Below are 23,359 nucleotides of genomic sequence, written 5' to 3' on the forward strand. Positions count from 1 at the left end.
ACAGGGGGACGCCGGTGAACACACGTCTGATCCTCACTGGGCTGGCCAGTGCCGCAGTGGTGGCGGGGTGTTCGGCCACGACGGCCAGCACGCCCGTGCCCGAGCTCGCCGAGCGCGGCACCACCATGACAACCGCTTCGCTCACCCGCCAGGACCTGACCAACAAGGTCAGCCTCAAGGGCAAGGTGACGCTCAACCCGATCTTCGGACTGGTCGCCCCGGCGGGCGGTCAGATCCGCTACGTCGAGGTCAAGGACCAGAAAGGCACGCCGACCAAGCCCACCAGGGCGGGCGCGGTGTGGGCCGGCGGCAAGTCGACCACCATCGACGTCCCGGCCGGGTCCACCTTCGCCGGACGCCTGGTCGACGACCGGGCCGACGTGACCGCCGGGATGCCCGTCGTCTCGGCCAAGTACGGCGGCTACGGCATCGTCGCCGACATCGACGGTGCCCAGGCCTACGCGCTGACCGGCGGCCCCGCCGTGGTCCGCGCGCAGATCACCAGCGGCCCCGGGCCGTTCGACTGCGCGGTCCTGGGCACCACCGCCGCGCTGCCGCCGGGCACCATCCCGGAGCCCCCGGCACCGCCGGCCCAGCCGCAGACCGAGCCCAAGCCCGGCGACCCGTCCCAACCCCCGCCGGTCCCGCAGCAGCAGCCGAACCAGCCCGCTAAGGACTCCCGGACGCCGTCCGAGGCCACGGGCATGCGCCTGGTCTGCACCGCGCCCGCGGGCATCCAGCTGATCAACGGCGCTGACGCCACCCTGGAGGTGGTCACCGGGCAGGCCAAGCAGGCCCTGGTCGCCCCGGTCGAGGCCGTGGCGGGCAAGCAGGGGCAGGGCAAGGTCGATGTGCTCGGCCCCGACGGCGCCCGGCAGACCAAGGACGTGACCCTCGGGCTGACCGACGGCCGCGTGGTGGAGATCAAGTCCGGGCTGACCGGCACCGAGAAGCTGGCCGTGCCCGGGCCGAACCTGCCCCCGGCCCAGGACCCGAACGCGACCCCGGGGAAGTGACCGTGAACGCGCCACTGGTGCAGCTTTCCGGCGTCACCAAGACGCTGAAGGGCCAGGGGGAGCCGCGGTCGATCCTCTCCGGCGTGGACTTGACGGTGCACCCGGGGGAGAGCGTCGCCATCCTCGGCCGGTCCGGTTCCGGCAAGAGCACCCTGCTCAGCCTCATCGGCCTGTTCGACCGCCCGGACACGGGCCAGTACCTGCTGCACGGCAACGACATCGCCCGCATCCGCGAGCGCCGCGCGGCCAAGCTGCGCAGCGCCGAGTTCGGGTTCGTGTTCCAGCGCTTCTTCCTGCTCAAGCACCTCACCGCGATGCAGAACGTGTCGATGGCGCTGGTGAACGGGCAGGGCTGGTTGCCGCGCCGCAAGCGCCGGGCCAAAGTGATGGCGGCGCTCGACCTGGTTGGCATCGCGCACCTGGCCAAGCACCGGCCGTCCCGGCTCTCCGGCGGCGAGCAGCAGCGGGTGGCCATCGCCCGCGCCCTGGTGCGGGAGCCCAGGATCCTGCTCGCCGACGAGCCGACCGGCGCGTTGGATACCGAGACCGGGGCGTTGGTGATCGACGTGCTGCACGCGGCCACGCACCGCGGCTGCGGGCTGATCCTGGTCACCCACGACCACGCGCACGCCAACCGCATGGGCCGCGTGGTCCGGTTGACCGACGGCGCGCTGGTGCCGGAGCGGCAGGGGGTGTTCAGCTGATGGCGCTCTCCGGTCGGTTCCGCTCCGCGCTGGTCATCGGCGGCCAGGGCATCCGGGCCCGCAAGCTGCGCACGTTCCTGTCCATGGTCAGCCTGTTCCTCGGCGTGCTCGCCGTGGTCACCGTGCAGGCCGGGTCGGTGCTGGCGAACCGGGCGCTGCTCGCCGACATCGAGCTGACCGCGGGCAAGGACGGCACCATCCAGGTCAGCCTGCAGGCCAACCCCGAGCAGGCGCGGCTGGTGCGGGAGGTGCTGGCGGACCAGTCCGGCGTGGTGGCCGTGTCGTCGTTCCAGGCGACCGTCGGCGAACCCGGCCTGACCCCGATCAACCCCGGTGCCACGCCGCTGAAGTGGGCGGACCAGGGTTCCTCGGCCGTGCCGATGTTCTGCGACAACCAAGGCCGCTGCATGGCGGTGTCCGACGGGCCGGTGGCGCCGCGCGGGCAGGCCATCGAGGTGCAGCTGGTCGGGCTTTCCGGCGACATCCGGTCGTTCCGGCCGTTCCAGGTGGAATCCGGGTCCTGGCTGGACTTCGCCGGCGCGCCGTCGCTGTCGCCGGGGCTGGTGCTCAACCGGGAGGCCGCGCTCGCCTTCCGGCAGTACCAGGTGCCCGCGGAGATGCGCCTGGGTGCGTCGATGGGGGTCGGCGGACCGAGCGGCACGGCCAACTCCACGCCGCACATCGTCGGCACGGTCCACGACGGCCAGCAGTTCCCGACCGTCTACGTGCGGTCCGACGAGCTGGCGATGTGGACGCCGCAGGAGACCGGGGACCAGTACTTCAGCCTGTACCTGAGCCCGTCGGGGGAGCCGGTCGTCCAGCGGCTGGAGGCCCGGCTGAACGCGCTCGGCGCGCACCAACCGCTGTACCGCAACGTCGTGAACGCCCGTGAGCACATCGGTGCCCAGCTGGACCTGATGAGCTGGATCTTCCTGGGCATGGCCGCGCTGGTGCTGCTCATCGGCGTGGCGGGCATCCTCAACGTCGGGTTGGCGACCGTCGGCGAACGGGTGGAGGAGTTCGCGCTCCGCCGCGCGGTCGGGATGCCGCGGTTGTTGTTGGGCGGGGTGGTGCTGGCCGAGACTCTGATCATCGGTCTGCTCACCGCGGGCGCCGCCGTGGGGGCCGGGGCTTTGGGGTTGCAGTTGGTGTCGAGCATGTTCGGTAGCCGTAGACCGGAGCTCCAAGGCGTCCAGTTCCCCTGGGAGGCGGGGGTCGCCGGGGTGGCCGCGGGTGTGGCGGCGGGTGTGTTGGGCGGTTTGCTGCCCGCGATCCGCGCGGCCCGTATCCCGATCGCCACGGTCATGCGCGCCTAGGCGCAATGCCGGTCGGTTAGGTCATGGCGGGGCTGTAGCCTGCGGTGGTGGATCTTGGGTTGGGTGTGCGCGAGGGCGGCGGTCTGGCCGACCGGGCTGCGGTTGGTGTGCTGACTCGGACGTTTCCGGTGGAGTTGGTCGATCGGGTCATTGACCAGTATTGGCGTCGGGAACAGCGGACCCGCGCATTGCCTGCTCGGTTGGTCTTCTATTTCACGCTTGCTTTGTGTCTTTTCCCGAATGAGTCGTACCGGTCGACGATGAAGATTCTCATGTCGGCGTTCGGTCGTGGAGGGCAGGGCTATCGGGTACCGACGACCGGTTCGATCGGTGATGCTCGTCGTCGTCTGGGTTCGGAGCCGATGGAGACCGCGGTGCGGGCGGTGATACGACCGAGAGCGTGCCGGGAGACGATAGGCGCGTGGTATGGGGATTGGTTGTTGACGGCGGTTGACGGGACGACGTTCACGGTGCCGGATACCGAGGAGAACGATCGCGAGTTCGGGCGACCCGGTTCAGGGCGCGGCGAGGGAAAGACGGCGTATCCTCAGATTCAAGCGGCGTGTGTGGTCGAGTTGGGAACCCACGCGGTATTCGATGCCCGGATGGATGGCTATGCCGCCGCGGAAACGATGTTGATCGAGGAGATGTTCTCTTCATTGCGGCCGGGCATGCTGGTGTTGGCCGACCGGCACATCTACTCGTCCCGTCGCTGGGCCAAGGCCGTGGATACCGGCGCCGACCTGCTGTGGAGAGTGACCGCGAACCTCGCCCCACGGCCGGTGGAGAGACTATCGGACGGTTCCTGTATCGCCGAGATCACCCCGCCGAGGAGTTCGGGCCAACCATCTTTCCGGCTACGGCTGATCGAGTACCGATTGCCGTGGACGGAGGAGGTGTATCGGTTGGTGACCACGATCCTGGACCCGCTTCTGGCGCCCGCGAAGGAACTGGCCGCGCTCTATCACGAACGGTGGGACATCGAGGGCTTCCTCAAACAGATCAAGAGTGTCCAACTCAATACCGAGAAGATCTTCCGGTCGAAATCGCCCGACGGGGTACGGCAGGAGTTCTGGGCGCATCTGGCGGTGCACTACGCCACGATGTGTGTGCAGGTCGACGCCGCCGATCACGCGAAGCTCGATCCTGATCGGATCTCACACAAAAACACGGTACGCGTCATCCGGTCCCGTATCTGGACACCGGGATCTTTCCCCCCTCACGCACAGCGATGACCACTATCGGATGTTGCTGATCGAGGTCGGCAGCGAGATCAACCCGGAACGCCGCCACCGGAGCTACCCGCGGGTGATCAAACGGAAAATGAGCAACTTCCCGATCAAACGCGCACGACACCGACAACAACTCCGAAACAGCCGACCACCCCACTCGAACATCACCCTCACCCCGCCCAGCAAGACCCGACACCGCCGCCGACCAGCCGAAACCACCTAACCGACCGGCATTGCGCCTAGGCGGGTACCCAGTCGCTGTTCGCGCCGCAGATGACGAGGCAGGCCAGCTCGCCGGGTACGCGCCCGGCGAGCCAGGCCGCCAGCGGTACCGCGGCGGCGGGTTCGGCAGCGATCCGGAACTCCTCCCACAACCGGTCGCGGGCGGCCAGCAGCTCGGCGTCGCTGACCAGGACGGACGTCGCGGCACCGGCCTGGACGACGGCGAACGGCACGGTGCCTACGCGGGTCGCTCCCAGGGCTGAGGAGGCGACGGAGTCCACTACAGAATCCACGGGCTTGCCCGCCGCCAACGCGTCGTGCAAGGCGCGACAGTTTTCCGGTTCCACTACGACCACCGGTTTACCGCTACCAACCACCGTGCCCGCAGCGAGCCCACCGCCGCCTACCGCGACCACCACCGTGTCGATGTCCGGTGCGTCGGCGACGGCTTCCGCCGCGCAGGTTCCCTGTCCGGCGACGACCAGCGGGTTGTCGTAGGCCGGGACATAAAGGGCGCCGGTTTCACGGGCTTCGTTAAGAGCCGCTGCGGACGCTTCCGCGTAAGAGGCACCATGTCGGACAAGTTTGGCGCCCGCCGCTTCGATACGCCGTGTCTTCGACAGGGGTGCTTGTTCGGGTACGAATACCGTCGCCGGGAGGTCGAGCAGGCTCGCGGCCGTCGCGACCGCCACGCCGTGGTTACCGCCCGAGGCCGTCACGACGTGGGTAGGCCTATCCCCGCCCAGGAGGGCGTTGAGGGCGCCACGGAGCTTGAACGAGCCGGTGCGCTGGAGGTACTCCAACTTCAGCACCACCGGTCGACCGTCCAATTCGGTCCGCATGATCGGCGTGCGACGGGCGTAGGGGGCGATCCGCGCCGCGGCGGCCGCGACATCGGCGGAGGTGATGGGCCGGTTCACGCCACCCGACACTAGGGCACCGCGCGGCCGGTCGCGGCCATCCACCACACTGGCGGGTGTGACGACGCCACCTTGGCCGCCCGGCACCGCGACCGGCATCGGCGCGCTGCCCGGTACGGACGCCCTGGAAGCCGCCACGACCGTGCTCGGGGAGCTGCCCGACCTGCCGCACCTGCCCGAGCTGCCCGCGCGCGGGCAGGGCGCGGACATGATCGGTCGGGCGGCCGGTCTGCTGGTCGACATCGCCGTCGAGGTCGTGCCGTCCGGCTACCGGGTCACCGCGCGCCCCGGCATCGACCACCGCAGGGCCGTCGACCTGCTGCGCCGCGACCTCGACGCCATCGAGGAGGCCATCGGGCGGCTCGGGACACCGCCGCCGCTGCTGAAGGTGCAGGTCACGGGCCCGTGGACGCTCGCGGCGAGCGTCGAGCTGCCGCGTGGGCACCGGGTGCTGACCGACCCGGGCGCGCTGAAGGACGTCACCGAGTCGCTGGCCGAGGGGCTGACCCGGCACGTCGCCGAGGTGCGTCGGCGGACGGGTTCCCAGGTCGTGGTCCAGCTCGACGAGCCCGGGCTGCCCGCCGTGCTCGCGGGGAGCCTGCCGACGCCGTCGGGCTACGGCATGGTGCCCGCGGTGCCCGAGCCGGAGGCCCGCGAGGTGCTGTCGACGCTGGTGGCGGCCGCGAAGAGCGCTTCGGGTCAGCCGGTCATCGCCCACTGCTGCGCGGGCGACCCCCCGATCGCGCTACTGCGCGACACGGGCGCGGACGCGATCGCCGTCGACGCGACCCTGCTGGGCGGGGTCTCCGCCGCCCGCCTCGACGAGATCGGCGAGACCTGGGACGCGGGCGTGGTCTTCTTCCTGGGCACCGTCCCCAGCACGGACCCGACCACCCCCGTCGACCTCCGCCAAGTCGCCACCCCCGCCCTGCGCCTGGTGGACCGCCTCGGCTTCCCCCGAAGCATCCTCGCCGACCGCGCGGTCGCCACCCCCACCTGCGGCCTCACCACCGCCTCGGCCAAGTGGTCGCGCCGGGCGATGGCCCTGGTCCGTGAGGTCGGCAAGGCGTTCGTCGAGCCACCAGCTTCCTGGTAGGACCACCGCATTCCGCTGCTCCGGCCTTTTCGATCTTGGTTGGCCGTCCCGGGTTGTCCACATGCCACGAACTCGTCCACAGGATTCCGCCGCCCCTTCCCGGCCACCCCATCGCCGATAGGCTGGAGCAGGGCTGTCCCCCCAGAGGAAGGGCGGGGGCTGTGCGAGGTGTGGTCGGGGCAGGAAAAGGGTTCTGACCAGGGGATGGTCTAGCGCGGGGCTCGAAGTCCGATGGTAAGGCGTTGGCGGTTGCCGGGCCGTCGGTGCCGGTTGAGCGGTGTTCTCGGGAAGGACCTCTGGCGGCCAGGGGCAGCTGCGGTCGGGGGAACGCCGTTTGAGCATCCCCACCAAGGTCGGCGAGGCCACCGCGACCGCTCGGCGGAAAGCGGCGAGTTGTCTAGCGCAGGGGTTCGACGCCTGGTGGTAGGGCGTTGGCGGCGACCAGGCCGTCGATGTGGCCCAGGAGGGTGGAGCGGAACGCGCGGGCGGCGGCTGTGGGTGGGGCGTCGGTGCGGTGGGCCAGGGCGATCGTGCGGCGGATGCTGGGGCCCGCGAGTGGGGTCGCGCGTAGGCCGGGGCGGCCGGGGAGGACCAGGCTGGGGACCACCGCCACGCCTAGGCCCGCTTCGACAAAGCGCAGGACGGCGTCCATTTCGCCGCCCTCCACCGCCAGTCGCGGTTCGAAGCCCGCTTCCCGGCAGGCGTGGAGGGTGGTTTCGCGGAGGTCGTAGCCCTGGCGGAACATGACGAGCCGGTGGTCGCGGAGGGTTTCCAGGCGGATCGTGTCCCGGTCGGTGGGGGCCGGTTCCGCCGCCGACGAGGCCACCATCAGCTGCTCCCGCAGCACAGGCGTCATGGTCAGCGCGCTCCCGATCCCCTGGGGTGGCACGATCACCAGGGCCAGATCCAGTTCCCCGCCCAGCAGCGCCGCCGTCAGGTCGCGCGAGCCGCCCTCCTCCACCAGCAGGCGCACCCCCGGGTAGCGGTCGTGGTAGCGGCGCAGGACGTCGGCCAGCACGCCGACGCACACGCTCGGGGTGGCGCCCAGGCGGATCCGGCCGCGGCGCAGGCCCACCAGTTCGGCCACCTCCAGCCGCGCGGTGTCCACATCGGACAGGATGCGCTTGGCGACGGGCAGTAGCGCCTCGCCCGCCGCGGTCAGCGCCACGTTGCCCCTCGACCGGGTGAACAGGGACGCGCCCAGTTCGGTTTCCAGGCTCTGGATCTGCTTGCTCAGTGAGGGCTGCGCCACATGCGCGCGCTGGGCCGCCCGGGTGAAGTGCCGGGTCTCGGCCACCGCCAGGAAGTACACGAGCTGCTGCAGCGTCATAGCCCCAGGCTATCGAGCTGAGTGGATTCATGTATTGGACGACTTGTCGCAACGGCTCTTAGCGTGGCGGCATGGCTGTGACCACCGAGCGGGAACCTCAGACACCGCAACGGGTTCCGCGTACCAAGGCCGGGAGGCTGTGGTCGTCGACCGTCGGTAAGAAGGCGGTGATGGCCGTCACCGGGGCCGTGCTGTTCTCTTACGTCGTCGTGCACATGGCGGGCAACCTGAAGTTCTTCGGGGGACCCGACTCGATCAACGGATACGGCGTCTTCCTGCGCGAGTTCCTCACCCCGGTCCTCGGGTACGGCGGCCTCGTCTGGGTCGTCCGCGTGGTGCTGCTGCTCGCGGTCGTGTTGCACGGCACTGCCGCCGTGCAGCTGGCGCGACGCGCCCGCAAGGCTCGGCCGGTCGGGTACGCGAAACGGCCCCGCGTGCAGGGCGGCTACGCGGCCCGCACGATGCGCTGGGGCGGGGTGATCCTGGCCCTGTTCGTCGTCTACCACCTGCTCGACCTCACCGCGGGCGTGCTCAACCCGCACGGCGTCGATGGCGACATCCACGCCAACGTGGTGGCGGACTTCCAGCACTGGTACGTCGTGCTCGCCTACACGCTCGCGGTGGTCGCGCTGGGCTTCCACCTGCGCCACGGCCTGTGGAGCGCCGTGCGCAGCCTCGGTGGCACGGTGCGCAATGCGCAGACCGTGGCCCTTGTGCTCGCGGTAGTGGTAACCGTCGGCTTCTTGGCCGTTCCGTTCTCTGTCTTCTTCGGATTCGTGAGGTGACTCCGGTGCTCTACGTCGACGGTGACCCGATTGCCGACACCCGTGCCCCGGACGGCCCTATCGAGACCAGGTGGGAACGCCGCCGGTTCGCCGCGCGGTTGGTCAACCCCGCCAACCGCCGGAAGTTGACCGTCGTAGTAGTGGGTACCGGTCTGGCCGGTGGGTCCGCTGCGGCGACCCTCGCCGAACTCGGCTACAACGTGTTGTCCTTCTGCTACCAAGACAGCCCGAGGCGCGCGCACAGCATCGCCGCGCAAGGCGGCATCAACGCGGCCAAGAACTACGCCGGTGACGGTGACAGCGTCCACCGCCTCTTCCACGACACCGTCAAGGGCGGCGACTTCCGCTCACGAGAGTCCAACGTGCACCGGTTGGCGGAAGTCAGCACCAGCATCATCGACCAGTGCGTGGCGCAAGGCGTGCCCTTCGCGCGCGAATACGGCGGACTGCTGGACACGCGCTCCTTCGGCGGCGCCCAGGTCTCCCGCACCTTCTACGCCCGCGGACAGACCGGCCAGCAACTCCTGCTGGGCGCGTATCAAGCGCTTGCGCGGCAGATCCACGCGGGCCGGGTCACCTCCCATCCGCGCACGGAGATGCTCGACCTCGTGGTCTCGGACGGTCGTGCGCGTGGTGTCGTTGTCCGAGACCTGGTGACCGGTGAGATCACTACGCACCTGGCCGACGCCGTGGTACTGGCGACCGGCGGCTACGGCAACGTCTTCCACCTCTCCACCAACGCCAAGGGCTGTAACACCACCGCGATCTGGCGCGCGCACCGCCGCGGCGCCCTCTTCGCAAACCCTTGCTATACGCAGATCCACCCAACCTGCATCCCGGTTAGCGGCGATCACCAATCCAAGCTCACGCTCATGAGCGAGTCCCTGCGCAACGACGGCCGGGTGTGGGTACCGGCGCGCGCGGGCGACGACCGCGCACCCGGCGACATCCCCGAGGCGGAACGCGACTACTACCTGGAGCGCATCTATCCCAGCTTCGGCAACCTCGTCCCACGCGACATCGCCTCCCGCGCGGCCAAAGCCGTCTGCGACGCGGGACGCGGTGTCGGACCGGGTGGCCTTGGCGTCTACCTGGACTTCGCCGACGCGATCTCCCGCCTCGGCCGCGCCGCCGTCGCCGCGCGATACGGGAACCTCTTCGAGATGTACCAACGCATCACCGACGAGGACCCCTACGCCGTGCCGATGCGCATCTACCCCGCCGTGCACTACACGATGGGCGGCCTCTGGGTCGACTACGACCTGCGCAGCACCATCCCGGGCCTCTTCGTCATCGGTGAAGCCAACTTCTCCGACCACGGCGCCAACCGCCTGGGTGCCAGTGCCCTCATGCAGGGACTCGCCGACGGCTACTTCGTCCTCCCCGCCGTCATCGGCGACTACCTCGCCGACGGACCCTTCGGCGCCGTCGACCCCCGCGACCTCCATGACGCCGAAGACGGCGTGCGCGCCGGAATCGCCGCCCTGCTGTCGGTCGACGGTGACCGCACACCCGAGTCCTTCCACCGCGAACTCGGCAGGCTCATGTGGGATCACTGCGGCATGGAACGGTCAGAAGAAGGACTACGCAAAGCGCTCGAGCGCATACCGTCGCTAAGAGACGAGTTCTGGCGACGAGTGAAGGTCACCGGATCCGGCAGCGCCCTCAACCAGACTCTCGAGAAGGCCGGGCGCGTAGCCGACTTCCTGGAACTGGCGGAGCTGATGTGCGTCGACGCCCTGCACCGCACGGAGTCCTGCGGCGGCCATTTCCGCGCGGAGAGCCAGACCGCCGAAGGTGACGCTCGACGCGACGACGAGCACTTCTCGTACGTCGCGGCCTGGGAGTTCGCGGGTGTGGGGGAGCCGCCCGTGCTGCACAAGGAACAACTGGTGTTCGACACCGTGCGCCCGAGTGTGAGGAGCTACAAGTGAAGTACACCTTGCGCGTATGGCGCCAAGACGGCCCTACCGTGCCGGGACGGCTGGTGGAGTACACGGTCGACGACATCAGCGCGGACATGTCGTTCCTGGAAATGCTCGACGTGCTCAACGAACGCCTCTTGCTCCAAGGAGAGGACCCCGTCGCGTTCGACCACGACTGCCGTGAGGGCATCTGCGGCGCGTGCGGCGTGATGATCGACGGTGTCGCCCACGGCCCCGAGAAGGCCACTACGACCTGCCAGCTGCACATGCGCCACTTCGACCCCCGCAAACCCATCGTGGTCGAGCCGTGGCGCGCCGCACCCTTCCCGGTGGTGCGGGACCTGGTCGTCGACCGGTCGGCGCTGGACCGCGTCATCGAGTCGGGTGGCTACATCTCCGTGCAGGCCGGTGCCGCGCCCGACGCGCACGCCGTCCCGGTGCCCAAACCCGCCGCCGACACCGCGTTCGAGGCCGCCGCCTGCATCGGCTGCGGCGCCTGCGTCGCGGCCTGCCCCAACGGGTCCTCGATGCTGTTCACCGCCGCCAAAGTGACCCACCTCGGGGTGCTGCCACAGGGGCAACCTGAACGCCGTTCGCGTGCCCTGGACATGGTTCGCGCCCAGGATGACCTGGGGTTCGGCGGTTGTACGCAAACCGGCGAATGTACCGCCGTGTGTCCCAAGGGGATCCCGCTCGACACCATCGCCCGGCTCAACCACGACGTGCTCTCGGCGGTCGCGCGTTCGAGCTGAACGGGTTCTTGTCGGTCCCCCGGCGTACCGTGGCGCGCATCACTTTCGGAGGTGCGCTGATGGACACGTCGAACACGCAGCAGGTGCTGGTCGCGATAGGGACGCGGAAGGGCCTGTTCCTCGCCACGGGCTCCGGTGTGGACTGGGAGGTAACCGGTCCGCACCACGCGATGACGGACGTCTACGCGGTCGCCATCGACACCCGCCGCGCGACACCGCGGCTGCTCGTCGGCATCACGTCCGAGCACTGGGGCCCGAGCGTGGCCGTCAGCGACGACCTCGGCCGGACCTGGACCGAACCGGACCACGCCCCGGTCGCCTTCCCGACCGACACCGGCGCCGCGCTGGCCAGGGTGTGGCAGTTGGCGCCCGGACCGGTGGACGAGCCGGACGTCGTCTACGCGGGGGTGGAGCCCTCGGCGCTCTTCCGCTCCGAAGACGGCGGACTCACCTACGAGTTCGTGCGCGGCCTCTGGGACCACCCGCACCGGGAGCACTGGATGCCCGGGTTCGGCGGTCAGGCCGTGCACTCGGTCCTCCCGCACCCGCGCGAGGCCGGGCGCGTCACCGTGGCCATGTCCACCGGCGGCGTCTACGTCACCGAGGACGGCGGCAGGTCCTTCGGCGCGAGCAACCAGGGCATCTCGGCGTACTTCATGCCCGACCCCTACCCGGAGTTCGGCCAGTGCGTGCACAAGATCGCCCAACACCCCGACCGGCCGGAGCGGTTCTTCGCGCAGAACCACCACGGCGTGTACCGCAGCGACGACGGCGCCCGCACGTGGCAGTCGATCGCCGACGGCCTGCCCAGCGATTTCGGCTTCCCCATGGTGGTCCACCCGCACAAGCCGGACACCATCTACACGTTCCCGCTCGTGGCCGACGCGATGCGGTTCCCGCCGGACGGCCGCTGCCGCGTGTACCGCAGCGACGACGCGGGTGCCACATGGCGCGCGTTGACGGAAGGTCTGCCGTCGGAGGGCTACTGGAGCGCGGTCATGCGCGACGCTTTGTGCGTCGACAACGCGCAGACAGCGGGCGTGTACTTCGGCACCCGCTGCGGCGAGGTCTACGCGAGCCGCGACGAGGGCGAGCACTGGACCCGGGTGGCGGCTCACCTCCCGGACGTGTTCTCCGTACGGGCAGCGGTGATCTAGATGCCCGTCACGGTCGTGCTCCCGGCCGCCCTGCACCCGCGCGCGGGTGGGCGCACCACGCTGGAGGTGGACATCCCCGCGCCAACCACCCTCAACGACATCCTGGACGTCATCGCCGCCCGCTACCCCGACCTGTCCCGCCGCATCCGCGACGAGACGGGCGCCTTACGCCGCCACGTCAACTTCTTCATCGACGGCGAGGAGTCCCGCCGCCTCGGTGGCGGCGACGCGCCGATCACCCCGGACACCCGGATCGAGCTGATCCCGTCGGTGGCCGGCGGATAGCCACCGGATCGGGTGATTCACGCCGCGGTCGGCGACACCGGGCCAGGATGGTGGCATGCGCCTGTTCCGCCGCCGCCCCAACCGAGTCCGGATCCCACCCGTCCAGGGTGCGGTCGAGACGCCGGAGCGGCGGGCCGAGCGGTTCTGGGCCGGGTGGTTCGCGGCGTTGCCGGAGATCGCCGCCGCCCTGGGCGACGCCGAGCCGCAGCGGGTCGAGGGGCTGCTGTGCGACCTCGTCGCCGCCGTGCACCCGGACCTGCACTTCGCCCTCGACCGCGGCGGCCGGGCCATCTACGCCCTGGTCGTCTCCGGCCAGGAGGACCCCGCGCTGCGGGCGTACACCGACGCGTGGAAGGCCGCCGCACCGCCGGACGACGCCGTCTGGGAGTTCCACGACTCCGTGCCGCCCGTGCCCGACCCCACCGGCGTCACGGTCAACCTGGGCCCGCACCGGTTGGCGCTGGCCGACGTCCGCGTGCACGCGCAGGTCGACACCGAGGCCGGGGTCGTCGACGTGGCCGTGCACCACCCGCTGCTCGCCGACCTCGACCCGGCCACCCGCTCGGCGATGACCTTCCTGCCGCTGGACGCCACGCTGGGTGAGCGGCTGGCCGGGCGGCGGCTGCGCCGGGTGGAGACGGCCCAGCACCTGCCCGCCGACACCATCGACCTGCTTGAGCTGCGAGAACTCGTCCACAGGCTGCCCGAGTGAGGTGAGGAATTGTCAGTGGTCCTCGTTACTCTGCTCGTGTGACCAGTGCTGAGGAACTCCCGCCAGACCTCGCCGTAACCGACGCCGAGGGGCTGGAGGACGTCCCCACCGACATCCGCGAGCGCCACCAGGCGCTCGCGGAAGAGGTGCTGGGGCACCAGTTCCGCTACTACGTGCTGGACTCGCCGATCATCTCCGACGGCCAGTTCGACGAGCTGCTCGGCGAGTTGCAGGCCATCGAGGCCGCGCACCCGGCGCTGGTCACCCCGGAGTCGCCCACCCAGCGGGTCGGCGGCACCTTCTCCACCGAGTTCGCCGCCGTGGCGCACCTGGAGCGGATGTACAGCCTGGACAACGCCTTCGACCTCGACGGCCTCGGTTCCTGGGTGGACCGGGTCACCAAGGAGGTCGGCGACGCCGCGCACTACCTGTGCGAGCTGAAGATCGACGGGCTGGCCATCAACCTGCTCTACGAGCACGGCAAGCTCACCCGCGCGTTGACCCGCGGCGACGCGCGCGTCGGCGAGGACGTCACGCTGAACGTGCGCACGATGTCCGACGTGCCCGACCGGCTGACCGGCACCGAGGAGTTCCCCGTCCCGGAGCTGGTGGAGATCCGCGGCGAGGTGTTCTTCCGCGTCGAGGACTTCCTGGAGTTGAACGCCCGCCTGGTCGAGGAGGGCAAGCCGCCGTTCGCGAACCCCCGCAACACCGCCGCGGGCTCGCTGCGCCAGAAGGACCCGAAGGTCACCGCGAGCCGGGACCTGCACATGATCTGCCACGGCTTCGGCAAGCGCGTCGGGTTCGAGCCGGTGTCGCAGTCCGAGGCGTACCGCGCGCTAGCGGCCTGGGGGCTGCCGGTGTCGCGGCACACCAAGCTGCTGGCGTCGGCCGACGAGCTGGCCGAGCACATCCGGTACTGGGGCGAGCGCCGGCACGACGCCGACCACGAGATCGACGGCGTGGTCGTCAAGGTCGACGAGGTCACCCTCCAGCGCCGGTTGGGCAGCACGTCCCGGGCGCCGCGCTGGGCCATCGCGTTCAAGTACCCGCCGGAGGAGGCCACGACCACGCTGCTCGACATCCGGGTCAACGTCGGCCGCACCGGGCGGGTCACGCCGTACGCGGTGATGGAGCCGGTGAAGGTCGCGGGGTCCACGGTCGAGATGGCCACCCTGCACAACGCGAGCGAGGTCAAGCGCAAGGGTGTGCTGATCGGCGACCGGGTGGTCATCCGCAAGGCGGGCGACGTCATCCCCGAGGTGCTGGGGCCGGTCGTCGACGCCCGACCGGCGGACGCGCGCGAGTTCGAGATGCCCACCGAGTGCCCGGTCTGCGGCACGACCTTGGCGTACGAGAAAGAGGGCGACGCGGACATCCGCTGCCCCAACGCGCGCACCTGCCCGGCGCAGCTGCGCGAGCGCATCTTCCACCTCGCGGGCCGCGGCGCCTTCGACATCGAAGGCCTGGGCTGGGAGGCCGCGGGCGCGCTGCTGTCCTCCGGTGTGATCACCGACGAGGGCGAGGTGTTCGACCTCGACGAGGACGCGTTGCGGCGGGTGGACCTGTTCCGCACCAAAGCGGGTGAGCTCTCGGCCAACGGGCGCAAGCTGGTGGCGAATCTGGAGCTGGCCAAAGACCGTCCACTGTGGAAGGTGTTGGTCGCGCTCTCGATCCGGCACGTCGGCCCGACCGCGGCCCAGGCCCTGGCGCTGGAGTTCGGCGCGCTCGACGCCGTCGACGCCGCCGACGAGCAGCAGTTGGCCGACACCGAGGGGGTCGGCCCGACGATCGCCAGGGCGGTCCGGGAGTGGTTCGACGTCGACTGGCACCGCGAGGTCGTGCGACGTTGGCGGGAGTCGGGTGTGCGCATGGTCGACGAGCGCGACGAACGCACGCCGCGCACGCTGGAGGGGATGTCGATCGTCGTCACCGGCAGCCTGACCACGTACTCCCGGGACGAGGCCAAGGAGTTCATCATCGCCCGGGGCGGCAAGGCGTCGGGGTCGGTGTCGAAGAAGACCGCGTTCGTGGTGGTCGGCGACGCGCCCGGGTCCAAGTACGACAAGGCCGTCCAGCTCAAGGTCCCGGTGCTCGACGAGGACGGCTTCCGCCTCCTGTTGACCGACGGCCCGGAGGCCGCGACCGCCGTGGCCACGATCGGCGACCCGGACGCGGGCGACGAGTCGTCGGGGAAGGCCGTCGAGGAGGAGATCGCGGAAAACAGTTGAGTCCAGAAACAACCAGACCACGCTGTTTCTTGGCGCGCTCGGTAATGGTGCACGCGCGAACGCAATCGCGCCGATGTCGCGGTTTCGCGAACGCGGGAGAAAACGTCGCACCGCATTGCGCCATTCGGATCGGGCCGGTGGTCGGGGAGCGGTGGTCTCGCGCGCGGTAGGGGCTCGTCGCGGCGTAAAAGGCTGATCGGGGCGCCGGGATCGCCGGACGCGGAACCGATATGCGAATGATCCCCGATCACGACCCGCACGTGAATCTCCTGTGGGTGGATCCGGTGACCACGCCACCCGTTCAGCCGAACGCCGGGGTCCGGCGCGTTCGGCCGTGGTTTTCCCGGTAGGGATGGTGTAGGACAAAAGAGCGGGATGGCAGACGACGTCACCGTGCGTGGCGGAGTTCATCCTGCGTGACCGGGGTGAGGGCCGGTCGGGGTGGCAGCCGGGCGTGGGGGCGTCGGGCGGCCTCGGCGTGCGTCGGGGGGCAGCGGTGGGCACGGCACGAGGCGAAGGGACAGGCGTTGGCTGAGGTGGCTGGCATTTCGGTGCGACCCGCGCGCTCCGACGAGGTGCGGCGCGTGGGGGCGTTGACCGTCGAGGCGTACCGGTCGGCGGGGTACCCGACCAGCGGGGGTGGCTACACCAGCACCCTGGCCGACGCGGGCTCGCGCCTGCGGTCGGCGGAACTGCTGGTGGCCGTCGACCCGAACGGCTGCCTGGTCGGCACCGTGACGATCGCCCTACCGGGCACCCCGTACGCGGAGATCTCGCGGGAGGGCGAACTGGAGTTCCGCATGCTCGCCGTCACCGCCGAGGCCCGCGGCCGGGGCGTCGGCGAACTGCTCGTCCGAGCCGTCATAGACCGAGCCGCGGAACTGGGCCTGACCCGAGTCGTCCTGTGCAGCCCCACGGACATGAAGGCCTCCCACCGCCTCTACGACCGCCTCGGCTTCACCCGCCTCCCCACCCGCGACTGGCGCCCGGGCCCCGACGTCCTCCTCATCGCCTACGCCCTGGACATCTGACCCACTTTGATCTTGCCTCCACCACCGACTTATCCCCATGCCCCGACCCTGTCCACAGGATTCCGCGCCCCCTTTCCCCTGCCCCAACGCCGATAAACTGGAGCAGGGCTGACCCCCAGGGGAAGGGCGGGGACTGTGCTCGCGGCGTTGGGGCGGGTGAACAGTTGCGCGGTGGTCCGGATCGTCGGGTCGTATCCGTTTGTGCCGTTCGGTGGTGGTGTCGGCACACCGAAGACGCGGAATCGGTTCCAGGTTTGGGCTTCCCGTCTGGAGTTGTTCTTCCGCGAGGCGCGCCCCGCTTGGGGGCGGTGGCGGTCCGTGCGCACCCTGGACGGGCGTCTGGCCTGGGTGGCTGTGCGATGTCTGGTCCTGCGACGAGTCGAAGGGCTGGAGCCGCGGAGCCCGGGGGTACATCGGCTGTGGGTGTCCTGCACCGGGTCGAAGGGACCGCAAGGGGATCTGTTCGACTGGCGCAGGAGAGCGATCGGCGCCGCACGATCTTGATCGGGTGACAAGCGGTGGCTCGGTTCGTCGGACCGCATCCGAATGTGTCCGGGCGTTTGACAACTGCCTGCTGGTCCGGACAGGCGGTGTGCCAAGGTGTGACCTGCCCGGCCTTCGTCCGTGATGGGCCGAGGGCTGCGGCGGAAACGGCTCCTCGATCGCGAAGGCGGCGTTGTCTTCGCGGCTTCCGTCCGTGCTCCTTCTGGTTGGCTCGAACGGTGTCCGCAGGATGCGGGGGGGCATGCGTGTGCTGGACAAGTTGAAGCGCGGTTGTCGTCGAGGTGTGTGTTCGATTGAAGCGCCTCGAAGGTGCCAGGGGTCCGGGGCGGGCCCTGGCGACAGGGTCAGCGGGTGCGGGCGGTGTAGCCGCGGGACAGGACGGTGCCGGTGTGGCTGCTGTAGACGCGGCCCTCGGCTTCGAAGGTGTAGACGCCAGCGGCGCCGTCGAGTTTGGGGGTCCAGCAGCGGGTTTGCGGTGGGACGGGCAGGATTTTGCCGTTGCCGCCCGCGCTGTCGCACGTGAAGTCCGTGTCCGGGTACGGCACGCTGTTGCGGTACCGCCGCAGGTAGGCCTGTCCGTACTGGCTGACCGACGGCGGGTTGTTCAGCACCAGGAACCCCCAGTACCGGTAGTCCCCGTCGCGGCAGAGTTGGATTTCGCCGTAGCCCGGGACCGGGGCGCGCGAGACCGTGGTTCCGCCGCCGCTGGTGTGCTGGCAGGCGGCCGCCGCGGCGACCTCCGCCGACGCCGTGGGGGTCAGGCCCACCACCGCGATCGTCGCGCCGGTGAGCGCGCCCAGGACTTTGCCGGTGACCATGTTGCGTCCTCCCTCTCGGTGGCGGAGAGCGGGTCTCGCCGCGATCACAGTCTGACCACTTGGCGGGCCGAAAAGGCAGCCGTCTGAGTGAGGTGTGTTCGTTCGGGTGACCACGAAAGTGGGTCCTTTGTGGGTCTCGCTACCGCCGGGCGAGGCGTATTGCGGCCGCAGCCGGGGCCCCCGGGCCCGTGGTTCACTTCGAGGCATGCCCCGCACCGTTCAGGCCTGCCTCAACGGCACACGGTCCACAACCGACCACCCCGCCGTCCCGATCACCGGTTGGCAGGTGGCCCGCGCCGCCGCCGAGGTGGCCGAACTCGGTGTCGACGCGGTGCACCTGCACCCCCGGGACGCGGCGGGCGCCGAGACCCTGGTCGGCTCGGAACTGGCGGGCACCGTGGCCGCCGTGCGGGCCGTGGCGCCCGCGATGGCTGTCGGGGTGACGACGGGGGCATGGATCGTGCCCGACCCGCGGCGCCGGGCCGCCCTCGTCGCGGGCTGGGTCGCCTTGGCGGCCGGACGGCCGGACTTCGCGTCGGTCAACGTGCACGAACCCGGCTGGTGGGAGGTCTGCGCGGCGGCCCACGAGGCCGGTGTGGAGGTCGAACTCGGCGTCTACGACCCCGGAGCCGCGCGCACCCTCCGCGACCGCGGCCTCCCGCCCGGCGCCGTCCGGGTGCTCGCCGAGGTCCAGCCGACCGAGCCCGGCGAGGCGGCGGAAGCGGCCGGGGAGCTGCTGGACGCGCTCTCCTGGGTGACGCTCCCCGTCCTCCTGCACGGCGAAGGCGACTCCGCGTGGACCGTGCTCGCGGAGGCCAACAACCGCGGACTAGCCACCCGGATCGGACTGGAGGACACCCTCGACCTGCCCGACGGCACGCGGGCCCCGGACAACACCGCCCTCGTCCGAGCGGCGTTGGACGCCTAGTCCGGCAGCACGACCGACACGATCCCGGCCAGGTGCGCCAACCGCGCGACCTCGGCCGCGCGGAACATCGGGCCACCCGGTCGTCCCACCAACAGCACCCGATCGGGTTTGCCCAGCGGGGTCGCGGCCAGTTCGGTGCCCAGTTCCCGCCAGGTCGCGGGCACCCACGACTCCTCGCCGTCGAGCACGGTGGCCCGCGCCAGCGGCATCCACGGCAGGTCGATCGTGCGGATCTCGGGGGCCGCCGTGCTCGCCGCCAGGCAGTGCGCGCCGTCCTGGCCCGGGCCGACGATCAGCGCCCAGCCCGCTCGGATGATCTTCGGTACGCCACCGGCGAAGATGGCCAGGCCGTCGGCCGGTTCGGCCGCGACGTCCTCCACCAGCTCCAGCTCGCGGTGGGTGTCGAGCACGCCCGCGTACGGCCGGACCGCGTCGACCTCCACGCCCGCGATCGACTCCGCCGCGGTGATCAGCACGTCCGGGAGCCGCCCGCTGGGCAACTCCACCACCAGGTCGTCGATCGCGATCCCGCCCGCGCGCTCGACCACGTCGACGCTGAGGATGTCGGCCCCGATCGCACCCAGCGCGGTCGCGACCGCGCCCAGGGTGCCTGGGCTGTCCGGGAGCTGGACCCGGATCAGGAACGACAAGGCGAACGCCTCCCGCACTAGCCCCGCGCGCGGAACCTCGTCGCCCGCGCCCTCTGCCGACCGCCGATTGTCGCAGACCAGACCGCGGCCGTGCGGGCTGCCACCAATCGTGGGATCGGGCACCGGTTTAGCACCGCGAGCCGCGCGGAACAACCCGTTCGGGGCGGCGGGGGCAGGCGAAATAGACTCGCGGGGTTCCTGTCAGGAGACAACCCCGGGGGTTCGTCGAGTGCCCAGCATCTCCCGTGACGAGGTGGCCCACCTCGCCCGACTGGCCAGGCTGGCCGTCACCGAAGACGAGTTGGACCTGTTCGCAGGTCAGCTCGACCAGATCGTGGCCGCGGTGGCCCAGGTCGGTGAGGTCGCGGGGCAGGACATCCCGCCGACCTCGCACGCCGTGCCGCTGACCAACGTGTTCCGCCGCGACCTCGCGCGCCCCGGGCTGACACCGCGGCAGGCCCTCGCCGCGGCGCCCGCCGCCGAGGACGACCGGTTCCGCGTTCCGCGGATCCTCGGGGAGGAAGCATGACCGAGTTGACCCGCCTGGACGCGGCCGACATCGCCGCGAAGGTCCAGGCCCGCGAGGTCTCCGCCGTCGAGGTCGCCCAGGCCCACCTGGACCGCATCGAGGCCGTGGACCGGACCGTGCACGCCTTCCTGCACGTCGACACCGAGCGCGCGTTGCAGGCCGCCAAGGCGGTGGACGAGGACGTCGCCGCCGGTCGCCCGCCCGCCTCACCCCTGGCGGGGGTGCCGCTGGCGCTCAAGGACGTGCTCACCATGCAGGGCGCGCCGACCACCTGCGGGTCGAAGATGCTGGAGGGCTGGCAGCCCCCCTACGACGCCACCGTGACGCAGCGGCTGCTCGCCGCGGGCGTGGTCATCCTGGGCAAGACCAACATGGACGAGTTCGCCATGGGGTCGTCCACCGAGAACTCCGCGTACGGCGTCACCCGCAACCCGTGGGACCTCGACCGCATCCCCGGCGGCTCCGGCGGCGGCTCCTCCGCCGCGCTGGCCGCCTTCGAGGCGCCGCTGGCCATCGGCACGGACACCGGCGGCTCGATCCGCCAGCCCGGCTCGGTCACCGGCACGGTCGGCGTGAAGCCCACCTACGGGACCGTGTCCCGCTACGGCCTCGTCGCCTTCTCGTCCTCTTTGGACCAGGCCGGGCCGTGCGCGCGCACCGTGCTCGACGCGGCGCTGCTGCACGAGGTCATCGCCGGGCACGACCCGCTGGACTCCACCTCCATCGACGCGCCCGTGCCGCCGGTCGTGGCCGCCGCGCGCGAGGGCGCCACGGGCGACCTCGCAGGCGTGCGGGTCGGCGTGGTCACCGAACTCGGCGGCGACGGCTACCAGCCGGGTGTGCTGTCCGCGTTCAACGCCGCCGTGGAGCAGCTGCGAGCGCTGGGCGCCGAGATCGTCGAGGTGTCCTGCCCGAGCTTCCTGCTGGCGCTGCCCGCGTACTACCTCATCGCGCCCAGCGAGGCCTCGTCCAACCTGGCCCGCTTCGACGCCATGCGCTACGGCCTGCGCGTCGGCGACGACGGCACCCGCAGCGCCGAGGAGGTCATGTCGCTGACCCGCGCCGCGGGCTTCGGCGCCGAGGTCAAGCGCCGGATCATGCTCGGCACGTACGCGCTGTCGGCGGGCTACTACGACGCCTACTACGGCTCCGCGCAGAAGGTCCGCACGCTCATCATGCGCGACTTCGACGCGGCCTTCTCGAAGGTGGACGTGCTGGTCTCGCCGACCACGCCGACCACCGCGTTCCGCATCGGCGAGCGCACCGACGACCCGATGGCGATGTACCGGGCCGACCTGTGCACCATCCCGTCCAACCTGGCGGGCAACGCCGCGCTCAGCGTCCCGTGCGGACTGTCCGACGACGACGGCCTGCCGGTCGGGCTCCAGATCATGTCGCCCGCGCTGCAGGACCACCGCGGCTACCGCGTCGCCGCCGCCTACGAGGTCGCGCGCAACGCGGCCCAGGGCGGTCCCCTGATCACCCGTGTACCCGAGTTGGAGGTCGCGCACTGATGGCCGGTTCGAAGAAGTTCAAGGGCGTGTTCGGCATCGTCAGCTCGCTCACCGCGGGCTTCAGCGCCGCGCGCGGGCTGTCCACCGCCCGCGCGGACAAGGACAAGCTGCTGCTGGTCAACGCCGTCGGCAGCATCATCGTCGCGGCCACCGGCCTGCTCATCGCGGTGCGCGCGTTCCGGAAGGGCGACAAGTGAGCACGGCTGAACTGCTCGACTACGACGAGGTCCTCACCCGGTTCGACCCGGTCCTGGGCCTCGAGGTGCACGTCGAACTGTCGACGCACACCAAGATGTTCTGCGGCTGCCCCACGGTCTTCGGCGGCGAGCCCAACACCCAGGTGTGCCCGACCTGCCTCGGTCTGCCCGGCTCGCTGCCGGTGGTCAACGAGATCGCGGTGGAGTCGGCGATCCGGATCGGTCTCGCGCTCAACTGCGAGATCGCCGAGTGGTGCCGGTTCGCCCGGAAGAACTACTTCTACCCGGACATGCCGAAGAACTTCCAGACCTCCCAGTACGACGAGCCGATCGCGTTCAACGGCTGGCTCGACGTCACCCTCGACGACGGCGAGGTCGTGCGCGTGGCCATCGAGCGCGCGCACATGGAGGAGGACACCGGCAAGTCGCTGCACGTCGGCGGCGCGACCGGGCGCATCCACGGCGCCGAGCACTCGCTGCTGGACTACAACCGCGCCGGGGTGCCGCTGATCGAGATCGTCACCAAGACGATCGAGGGCACCGGCGCGCGGGCGCCGGAGGTGGCGCGCGCGTACGTGGCGACCCTGCGCGACCTGCTCAAGGCGCTGGACGTCTCGGACGTGCGGATGGACCAGGGCTCACTGCGCTGCGACGCGAACGTGTCGCTGATGCCCAAGGGCGCCACCGAATTCGGTACCCGCACGGAGACCAAGAACGTCAACTCGCTGCGCAGCGTCGAGCGCGCGGTGCGCCACGAGATGACCCGCCAGGCGGCGATCCTGGTCGACGGCGGCTCGATCCTGCAGGAGACGCGGCACTTCGAGGAGGCATCCGGCACGACCCGCGCGGGTCGGCGCAAGGAGACCTCGGAGGACTACCGGTACTTCCCGGAGCCCGACCTGGTGCCGATCGCCCCGTCGCGCGAGTGGGTGGAGAAGCTGCGCGGCACGCTCCCGGAGATGCCCGCCGAGCGCCGCAAGCGCATCCAGGCCGAGTGGTCGCTGACCGACCTGGAGCTGCGGGACCTGATCAACGCCGGGGCCGTCGACCTGGTCGCCGCGACCGTCGCCGCGGGCAGCTCGCCCGCCGAGGCCCGGTCGTGGTGGGTGTCGTACCTGTCGCAGCAGGCCAACAACCGCGGCGTCGAGCTGTCCGAACTGGACATCACCCCGGCCCAGGTGGCCCGCGTCATCGCGCTGGTCGCCGAGGGCGCCCTGACGAACAAGCTGGCACGCGAGGTCGTCGACGGCGTGCTGGCGGGCGAGGGCGAGCCGGACGAGGTCGTGGACAAGCGCGGCCTGAAGGTCGTCTCCGACGACTCCGCCCTGTACGCGGCGGTGGACGAGGCGCTGGCCTCCCAGCCGGACGTGGCCGGGAAGATCCGCGAGGGCAAGGTCGCCGCCGCGGGCGCCATCGTCGGCGCGGTCATGAAGGCCACCAAGGGCCAGGCCGACGCCAAGCGGGTCCGGGAACTCGTGCTGGAGCGTTGCGGGGCCTGATGGTTT

Annotated in this window: 22 protein-coding genes; 18 read left to right on the forward strand and 4 right to left on the reverse strand. The window is 70.8% G+C overall.

Features of this window, described 5'->3' with window-relative positions; all coding sequences use genetic code 11:
* Nucleotides 1-14: 14 nt before the first annotated feature.
* Genes V5P93_RS08395 through V5P93_RS08410 form a run of 4 tightly spaced genes read left to right on the forward strand, consistent with a single transcriptional unit; the run spans nucleotide 15 to nucleotide 4,271 of the window.
* Entirely contained in the window at nucleotides 15-1,016 is a 1,002-nt protein-coding gene (locus V5P93_RS08395) for an efflux RND transporter periplasmic adaptor subunit (RefSeq protein ID WP_104483240.1), read from the forward strand.
* A gap of 2 nt (nucleotides 1,017-1,018) precedes the next feature.
* Nucleotides 1,019-1,720 (forward strand): ABC transporter ATP-binding protein, encoded by a 702-nt coding sequence (locus V5P93_RS08400; RefSeq protein ID WP_104483246.1) that lies wholly within the window; start codon nucleotides 1,019-1,021, stop codon nucleotides 1,718-1,720.
* Nucleotides 1,720-3,036, forward strand: a complete 1,317-nt coding sequence (locus V5P93_RS08405) for an ABC transporter permease (RefSeq protein WP_104483241.1) — start codon at nucleotides 1,720-1,722, stop codon at nucleotides 3,034-3,036. The genes V5P93_RS08400 and V5P93_RS08405 overlap by 1 nt, the downstream gene beginning before the upstream one ends.
* A gap of 47 nt (nucleotides 3,037-3,083) precedes the next feature.
* Nucleotides 3,084-4,271 (forward strand): IS4 family transposase, encoded by a 1,188-nt coding sequence (locus V5P93_RS08410; protein ID WP_374065716.1) that lies wholly within the window; start codon nucleotides 3,084-3,086, stop codon nucleotides 4,269-4,271.
* A gap of 236 nt (nucleotides 4,272-4,507) precedes the next feature.
* On the opposite strand, the gene V5P93_RS08415 is transcribed toward V5P93_RS08410, so the two are convergent.
* A complete protein-coding gene (locus V5P93_RS08415; RefSeq protein WP_245931618.1) occupies nucleotides 4,508-5,410 on the reverse strand; it encodes a serine/threonine dehydratase in 903 nt (300 codons plus the stop codon).
* A 58-nt stretch (nucleotides 5,411-5,468) separates the two neighbouring features.
* Here V5P93_RS08415 and V5P93_RS08420 point away from each other — a divergent pair, with 58 nt between their 5' ends.
* The gene (locus tag V5P93_RS08420) at nucleotides 5,469-6,506 is read left to right on the forward strand and encodes a methionine synthase (RefSeq protein WP_104481960.1); all 1,038 of its coding nucleotides are present in this window, start codon (nucleotides 5,469-5,471) and stop codon (nucleotides 6,504-6,506) included.
* 397 nt (nucleotides 6,507-6,903) lie between these two features.
* On the opposite strand, the gene V5P93_RS08425 is transcribed toward V5P93_RS08420, so the two are convergent.
* Entirely contained in the window at nucleotides 6,904-7,836 is a 933-nt protein-coding gene (locus tag V5P93_RS08425; protein WP_104481961.1) for a LysR family transcriptional regulator, read from the reverse strand.
* A 71-nt stretch (nucleotides 7,837-7,907) separates the two neighbouring features.
* Between V5P93_RS08425 and V5P93_RS08430 the strand changes: the two genes are divergently transcribed.
* The 8 genes from V5P93_RS08430 (at nucleotide 7,908) to V5P93_RS08465 (ending at nucleotide 16,714) form a co-directional block, all read left to right on the forward strand.
* Complete coding sequence (locus V5P93_RS08430) at nucleotides 7,908-8,621, forward strand: succinate dehydrogenase cytochrome b subunit (protein WP_104481962.1); 714 nt, start codon at nucleotides 7,908-7,910, stop codon at nucleotides 8,619-8,621.
* 5 nt (nucleotides 8,622-8,626) lie between these two features.
* Complete coding sequence (locus tag V5P93_RS08435; protein WP_104481963.1) at nucleotides 8,627-10,555, forward strand: fumarate reductase/succinate dehydrogenase flavoprotein subunit; 1,929 nt, start codon at nucleotides 8,627-8,629, stop codon at nucleotides 10,553-10,555.
* The gene (locus V5P93_RS08440; protein ID WP_104481964.1) at nucleotides 10,552-11,298 is read left to right on the forward strand and encodes a succinate dehydrogenase/fumarate reductase iron-sulfur subunit; all 747 of its coding nucleotides are present in this window, start codon (nucleotides 10,552-10,554) and stop codon (nucleotides 11,296-11,298) included. The genes V5P93_RS08435 and V5P93_RS08440 overlap by 4 nt, the downstream gene beginning before the upstream one ends.
* 59 nt (nucleotides 11,299-11,357) lie before the next feature.
* Nucleotides 11,358-12,455: a glycosyl hydrolase gene (locus tag V5P93_RS08445; protein ID WP_104481965.1), complete on the forward strand. Its 1,098-nt coding sequence runs from the start codon at nucleotides 11,358-11,360 to the stop codon at nucleotides 12,453-12,455.
* On the forward strand, nucleotides 12,456-12,740 hold the full coding sequence (locus V5P93_RS08450) for a MoaD/ThiS family protein (protein ID WP_104481966.1): 285 nt from the start codon (nucleotides 12,456-12,458) through the stop codon (nucleotides 12,738-12,740).
* 55 nt (nucleotides 12,741-12,795) lie between these two features.
* The gene (locus V5P93_RS08455) at nucleotides 12,796-13,452 is read left to right on the forward strand and encodes a hypothetical protein (RefSeq protein WP_104481967.1); all 657 of its coding nucleotides are present in this window, start codon (nucleotides 12,796-12,798) and stop codon (nucleotides 13,450-13,452) included.
* 38 nt (nucleotides 13,453-13,490) lie between these two features.
* Nucleotides 13,491-15,683: an NAD-dependent DNA ligase LigA gene (ligA, locus tag V5P93_RS08460; RefSeq protein WP_219824134.1), complete on the forward strand. Its 2,193-nt coding sequence runs from the start codon at nucleotides 13,491-13,493 to the stop codon at nucleotides 15,681-15,683.
* A gap of 551 nt (nucleotides 15,684-16,234) precedes the next feature.
* Nucleotides 16,235-16,714, forward strand: a complete 480-nt coding sequence (locus V5P93_RS08465; protein WP_104481969.1) for a GNAT family N-acetyltransferase — start codon at nucleotides 16,235-16,237, stop codon at nucleotides 16,712-16,714.
* A gap of 848 nt (nucleotides 16,715-17,562) precedes the next feature.
* On the opposite strand, the gene V5P93_RS08470 is transcribed toward V5P93_RS08465, so the two are convergent.
* Complete coding sequence (locus tag V5P93_RS08470) at nucleotides 17,563-18,036, reverse strand: hypothetical protein (RefSeq protein ID WP_104481970.1); 474 nt, start codon at nucleotides 18,034-18,036, stop codon at nucleotides 17,563-17,565.
* Nucleotides 18,037-18,241: 205 nt separating this feature from the next.
* Here V5P93_RS08470 and V5P93_RS08475 point away from each other — a divergent pair, with 205 nt between their 5' ends.
* Nucleotides 18,242-18,964, forward strand: coding sequence for a 3-keto-5-aminohexanoate cleavage protein (locus V5P93_RS08475; RefSeq protein WP_104481971.1), 723 nt, complete (start codon nucleotides 18,242-18,244; stop codon nucleotides 18,962-18,964).
* On the opposite strand, the gene V5P93_RS08480 is transcribed toward V5P93_RS08475, so the two are convergent.
* Complete coding sequence (locus tag V5P93_RS08480) at nucleotides 18,961-19,614, reverse strand: amino acid-binding protein (protein ID WP_104482064.1); 654 nt, start codon at nucleotides 19,612-19,614, stop codon at nucleotides 18,961-18,963. The genes V5P93_RS08475 and V5P93_RS08480 overlap by 4 nt on opposite strands.
* 229 nt (nucleotides 19,615-19,843) lie before the next feature.
* On the opposite strand from V5P93_RS08480, the gene gatC reads away from it, so the two are divergent.
* Genes gatC through gatB form a run of 4 tightly spaced genes read left to right on the forward strand, consistent with a single transcriptional unit; the run spans nucleotide 19,844 to nucleotide 23,353 of the window.
* The gene (gatC, locus tag V5P93_RS08485; protein WP_104481972.1) at nucleotides 19,844-20,143 is read left to right on the forward strand and encodes an Asp-tRNA(Asn)/Glu-tRNA(Gln) amidotransferase subunit GatC; all 300 of its coding nucleotides are present in this window, start codon (nucleotides 19,844-19,846) and stop codon (nucleotides 20,141-20,143) included.
* Nucleotides 20,140-21,657 carry an Asp-tRNA(Asn)/Glu-tRNA(Gln) amidotransferase subunit GatA gene (gene gatA, locus V5P93_RS08490; RefSeq protein WP_104481973.1) on the forward strand — a complete coding sequence of 506 codons (1,518 nt, stop codon included), beginning with the start codon at nucleotides 20,140-20,142 and terminating at the stop codon, nucleotides 21,655-21,657. The genes gatC and gatA overlap by 4 nt, the downstream gene beginning before the upstream one ends.
* Entirely contained in the window at nucleotides 21,657-21,854 is a 198-nt protein-coding gene (locus tag V5P93_RS08495) for a hypothetical protein (protein WP_104481974.1), read from the forward strand. Before gatA ends, V5P93_RS08495 begins: the two co-directional genes overlap by 1 nt.
* Nucleotides 21,851-23,353, forward strand: a complete 1,503-nt coding sequence (gene gatB / locus V5P93_RS08500; RefSeq protein ID WP_104481975.1) for an Asp-tRNA(Asn)/Glu-tRNA(Gln) amidotransferase subunit GatB — start codon at nucleotides 21,851-21,853, stop codon at nucleotides 23,351-23,353. Before V5P93_RS08495 ends, gatB begins: the two co-directional genes overlap by 4 nt.
* The last annotated feature ends 6 nt before the right edge of the window (nucleotides 23,354-23,359 follow it).

The organism is Actinokineospora auranticolor (assembly GCF_041897805.1).
Lineage (GTDB): Bacteria > Actinomycetota > Actinomycetes > Mycobacteriales > Pseudonocardiaceae > Actinokineospora > Actinokineospora auranticolor.

Excerpts from the sequence above, each read along its gene's own strand:
- V5P93_RS08405 (WP_104483241.1), top strand. The coding sequence starts at position 1,720 with ATGGCGCTCTCCGGTCGGTTCCGCTCCGCGCTGGTCATCGGCGGCCAG.
- V5P93_RS08425 (WP_104481961.1), bottom strand. The coding sequence starts at position 7,836 with ATGACGCTGCAGCAGCTCGTGTACTTCCTGGCGGTGGCCGAGACCCGG.
- V5P93_RS08430 (WP_104481962.1), top strand. The coding sequence starts at position 7,908 with ATGGCTGTGACCACCGAGCGGGAACCTCAGACACCGCAACGGGTTCCG.
- V5P93_RS08445 (WP_104481965.1), top strand. The coding sequence starts at position 11,358 with ATGGACACGTCGAACACGCAGCAGGTGCTGGTCGCGATAGGGACGCGG.
- V5P93_RS08450 (WP_104481966.1), top strand. The coding sequence starts at position 12,456 with ATGCCCGTCACGGTCGTGCTCCCGGCCGCCCTGCACCCGCGCGCGGGT.
- V5P93_RS08455 (WP_104481967.1), top strand. The coding sequence starts at position 12,796 with ATGCGCCTGTTCCGCCGCCGCCCCAACCGAGTCCGGATCCCACCCGTC.
- V5P93_RS08470 (WP_104481970.1), bottom strand. The coding sequence starts at position 18,036 with ATGGTCACCGGCAAAGTCCTGGGCGCGCTCACCGGCGCGACGATCGCG.
- V5P93_RS08475 (WP_104481971.1), top strand. The coding sequence starts at position 18,242 with ATGCCCCGCACCGTTCAGGCCTGCCTCAACGGCACACGGTCCACAACC.
- gatA (WP_104481973.1), top strand. The coding sequence starts at position 20,140 with ATGACCGAGTTGACCCGCCTGGACGCGGCCGACATCGCCGCGAAGGTC.
- V5P93_RS08495 (WP_104481974.1), top strand. The coding sequence starts at position 21,657 with ATGGCCGGTTCGAAGAAGTTCAAGGGCGTGTTCGGCATCGTCAGCTCG.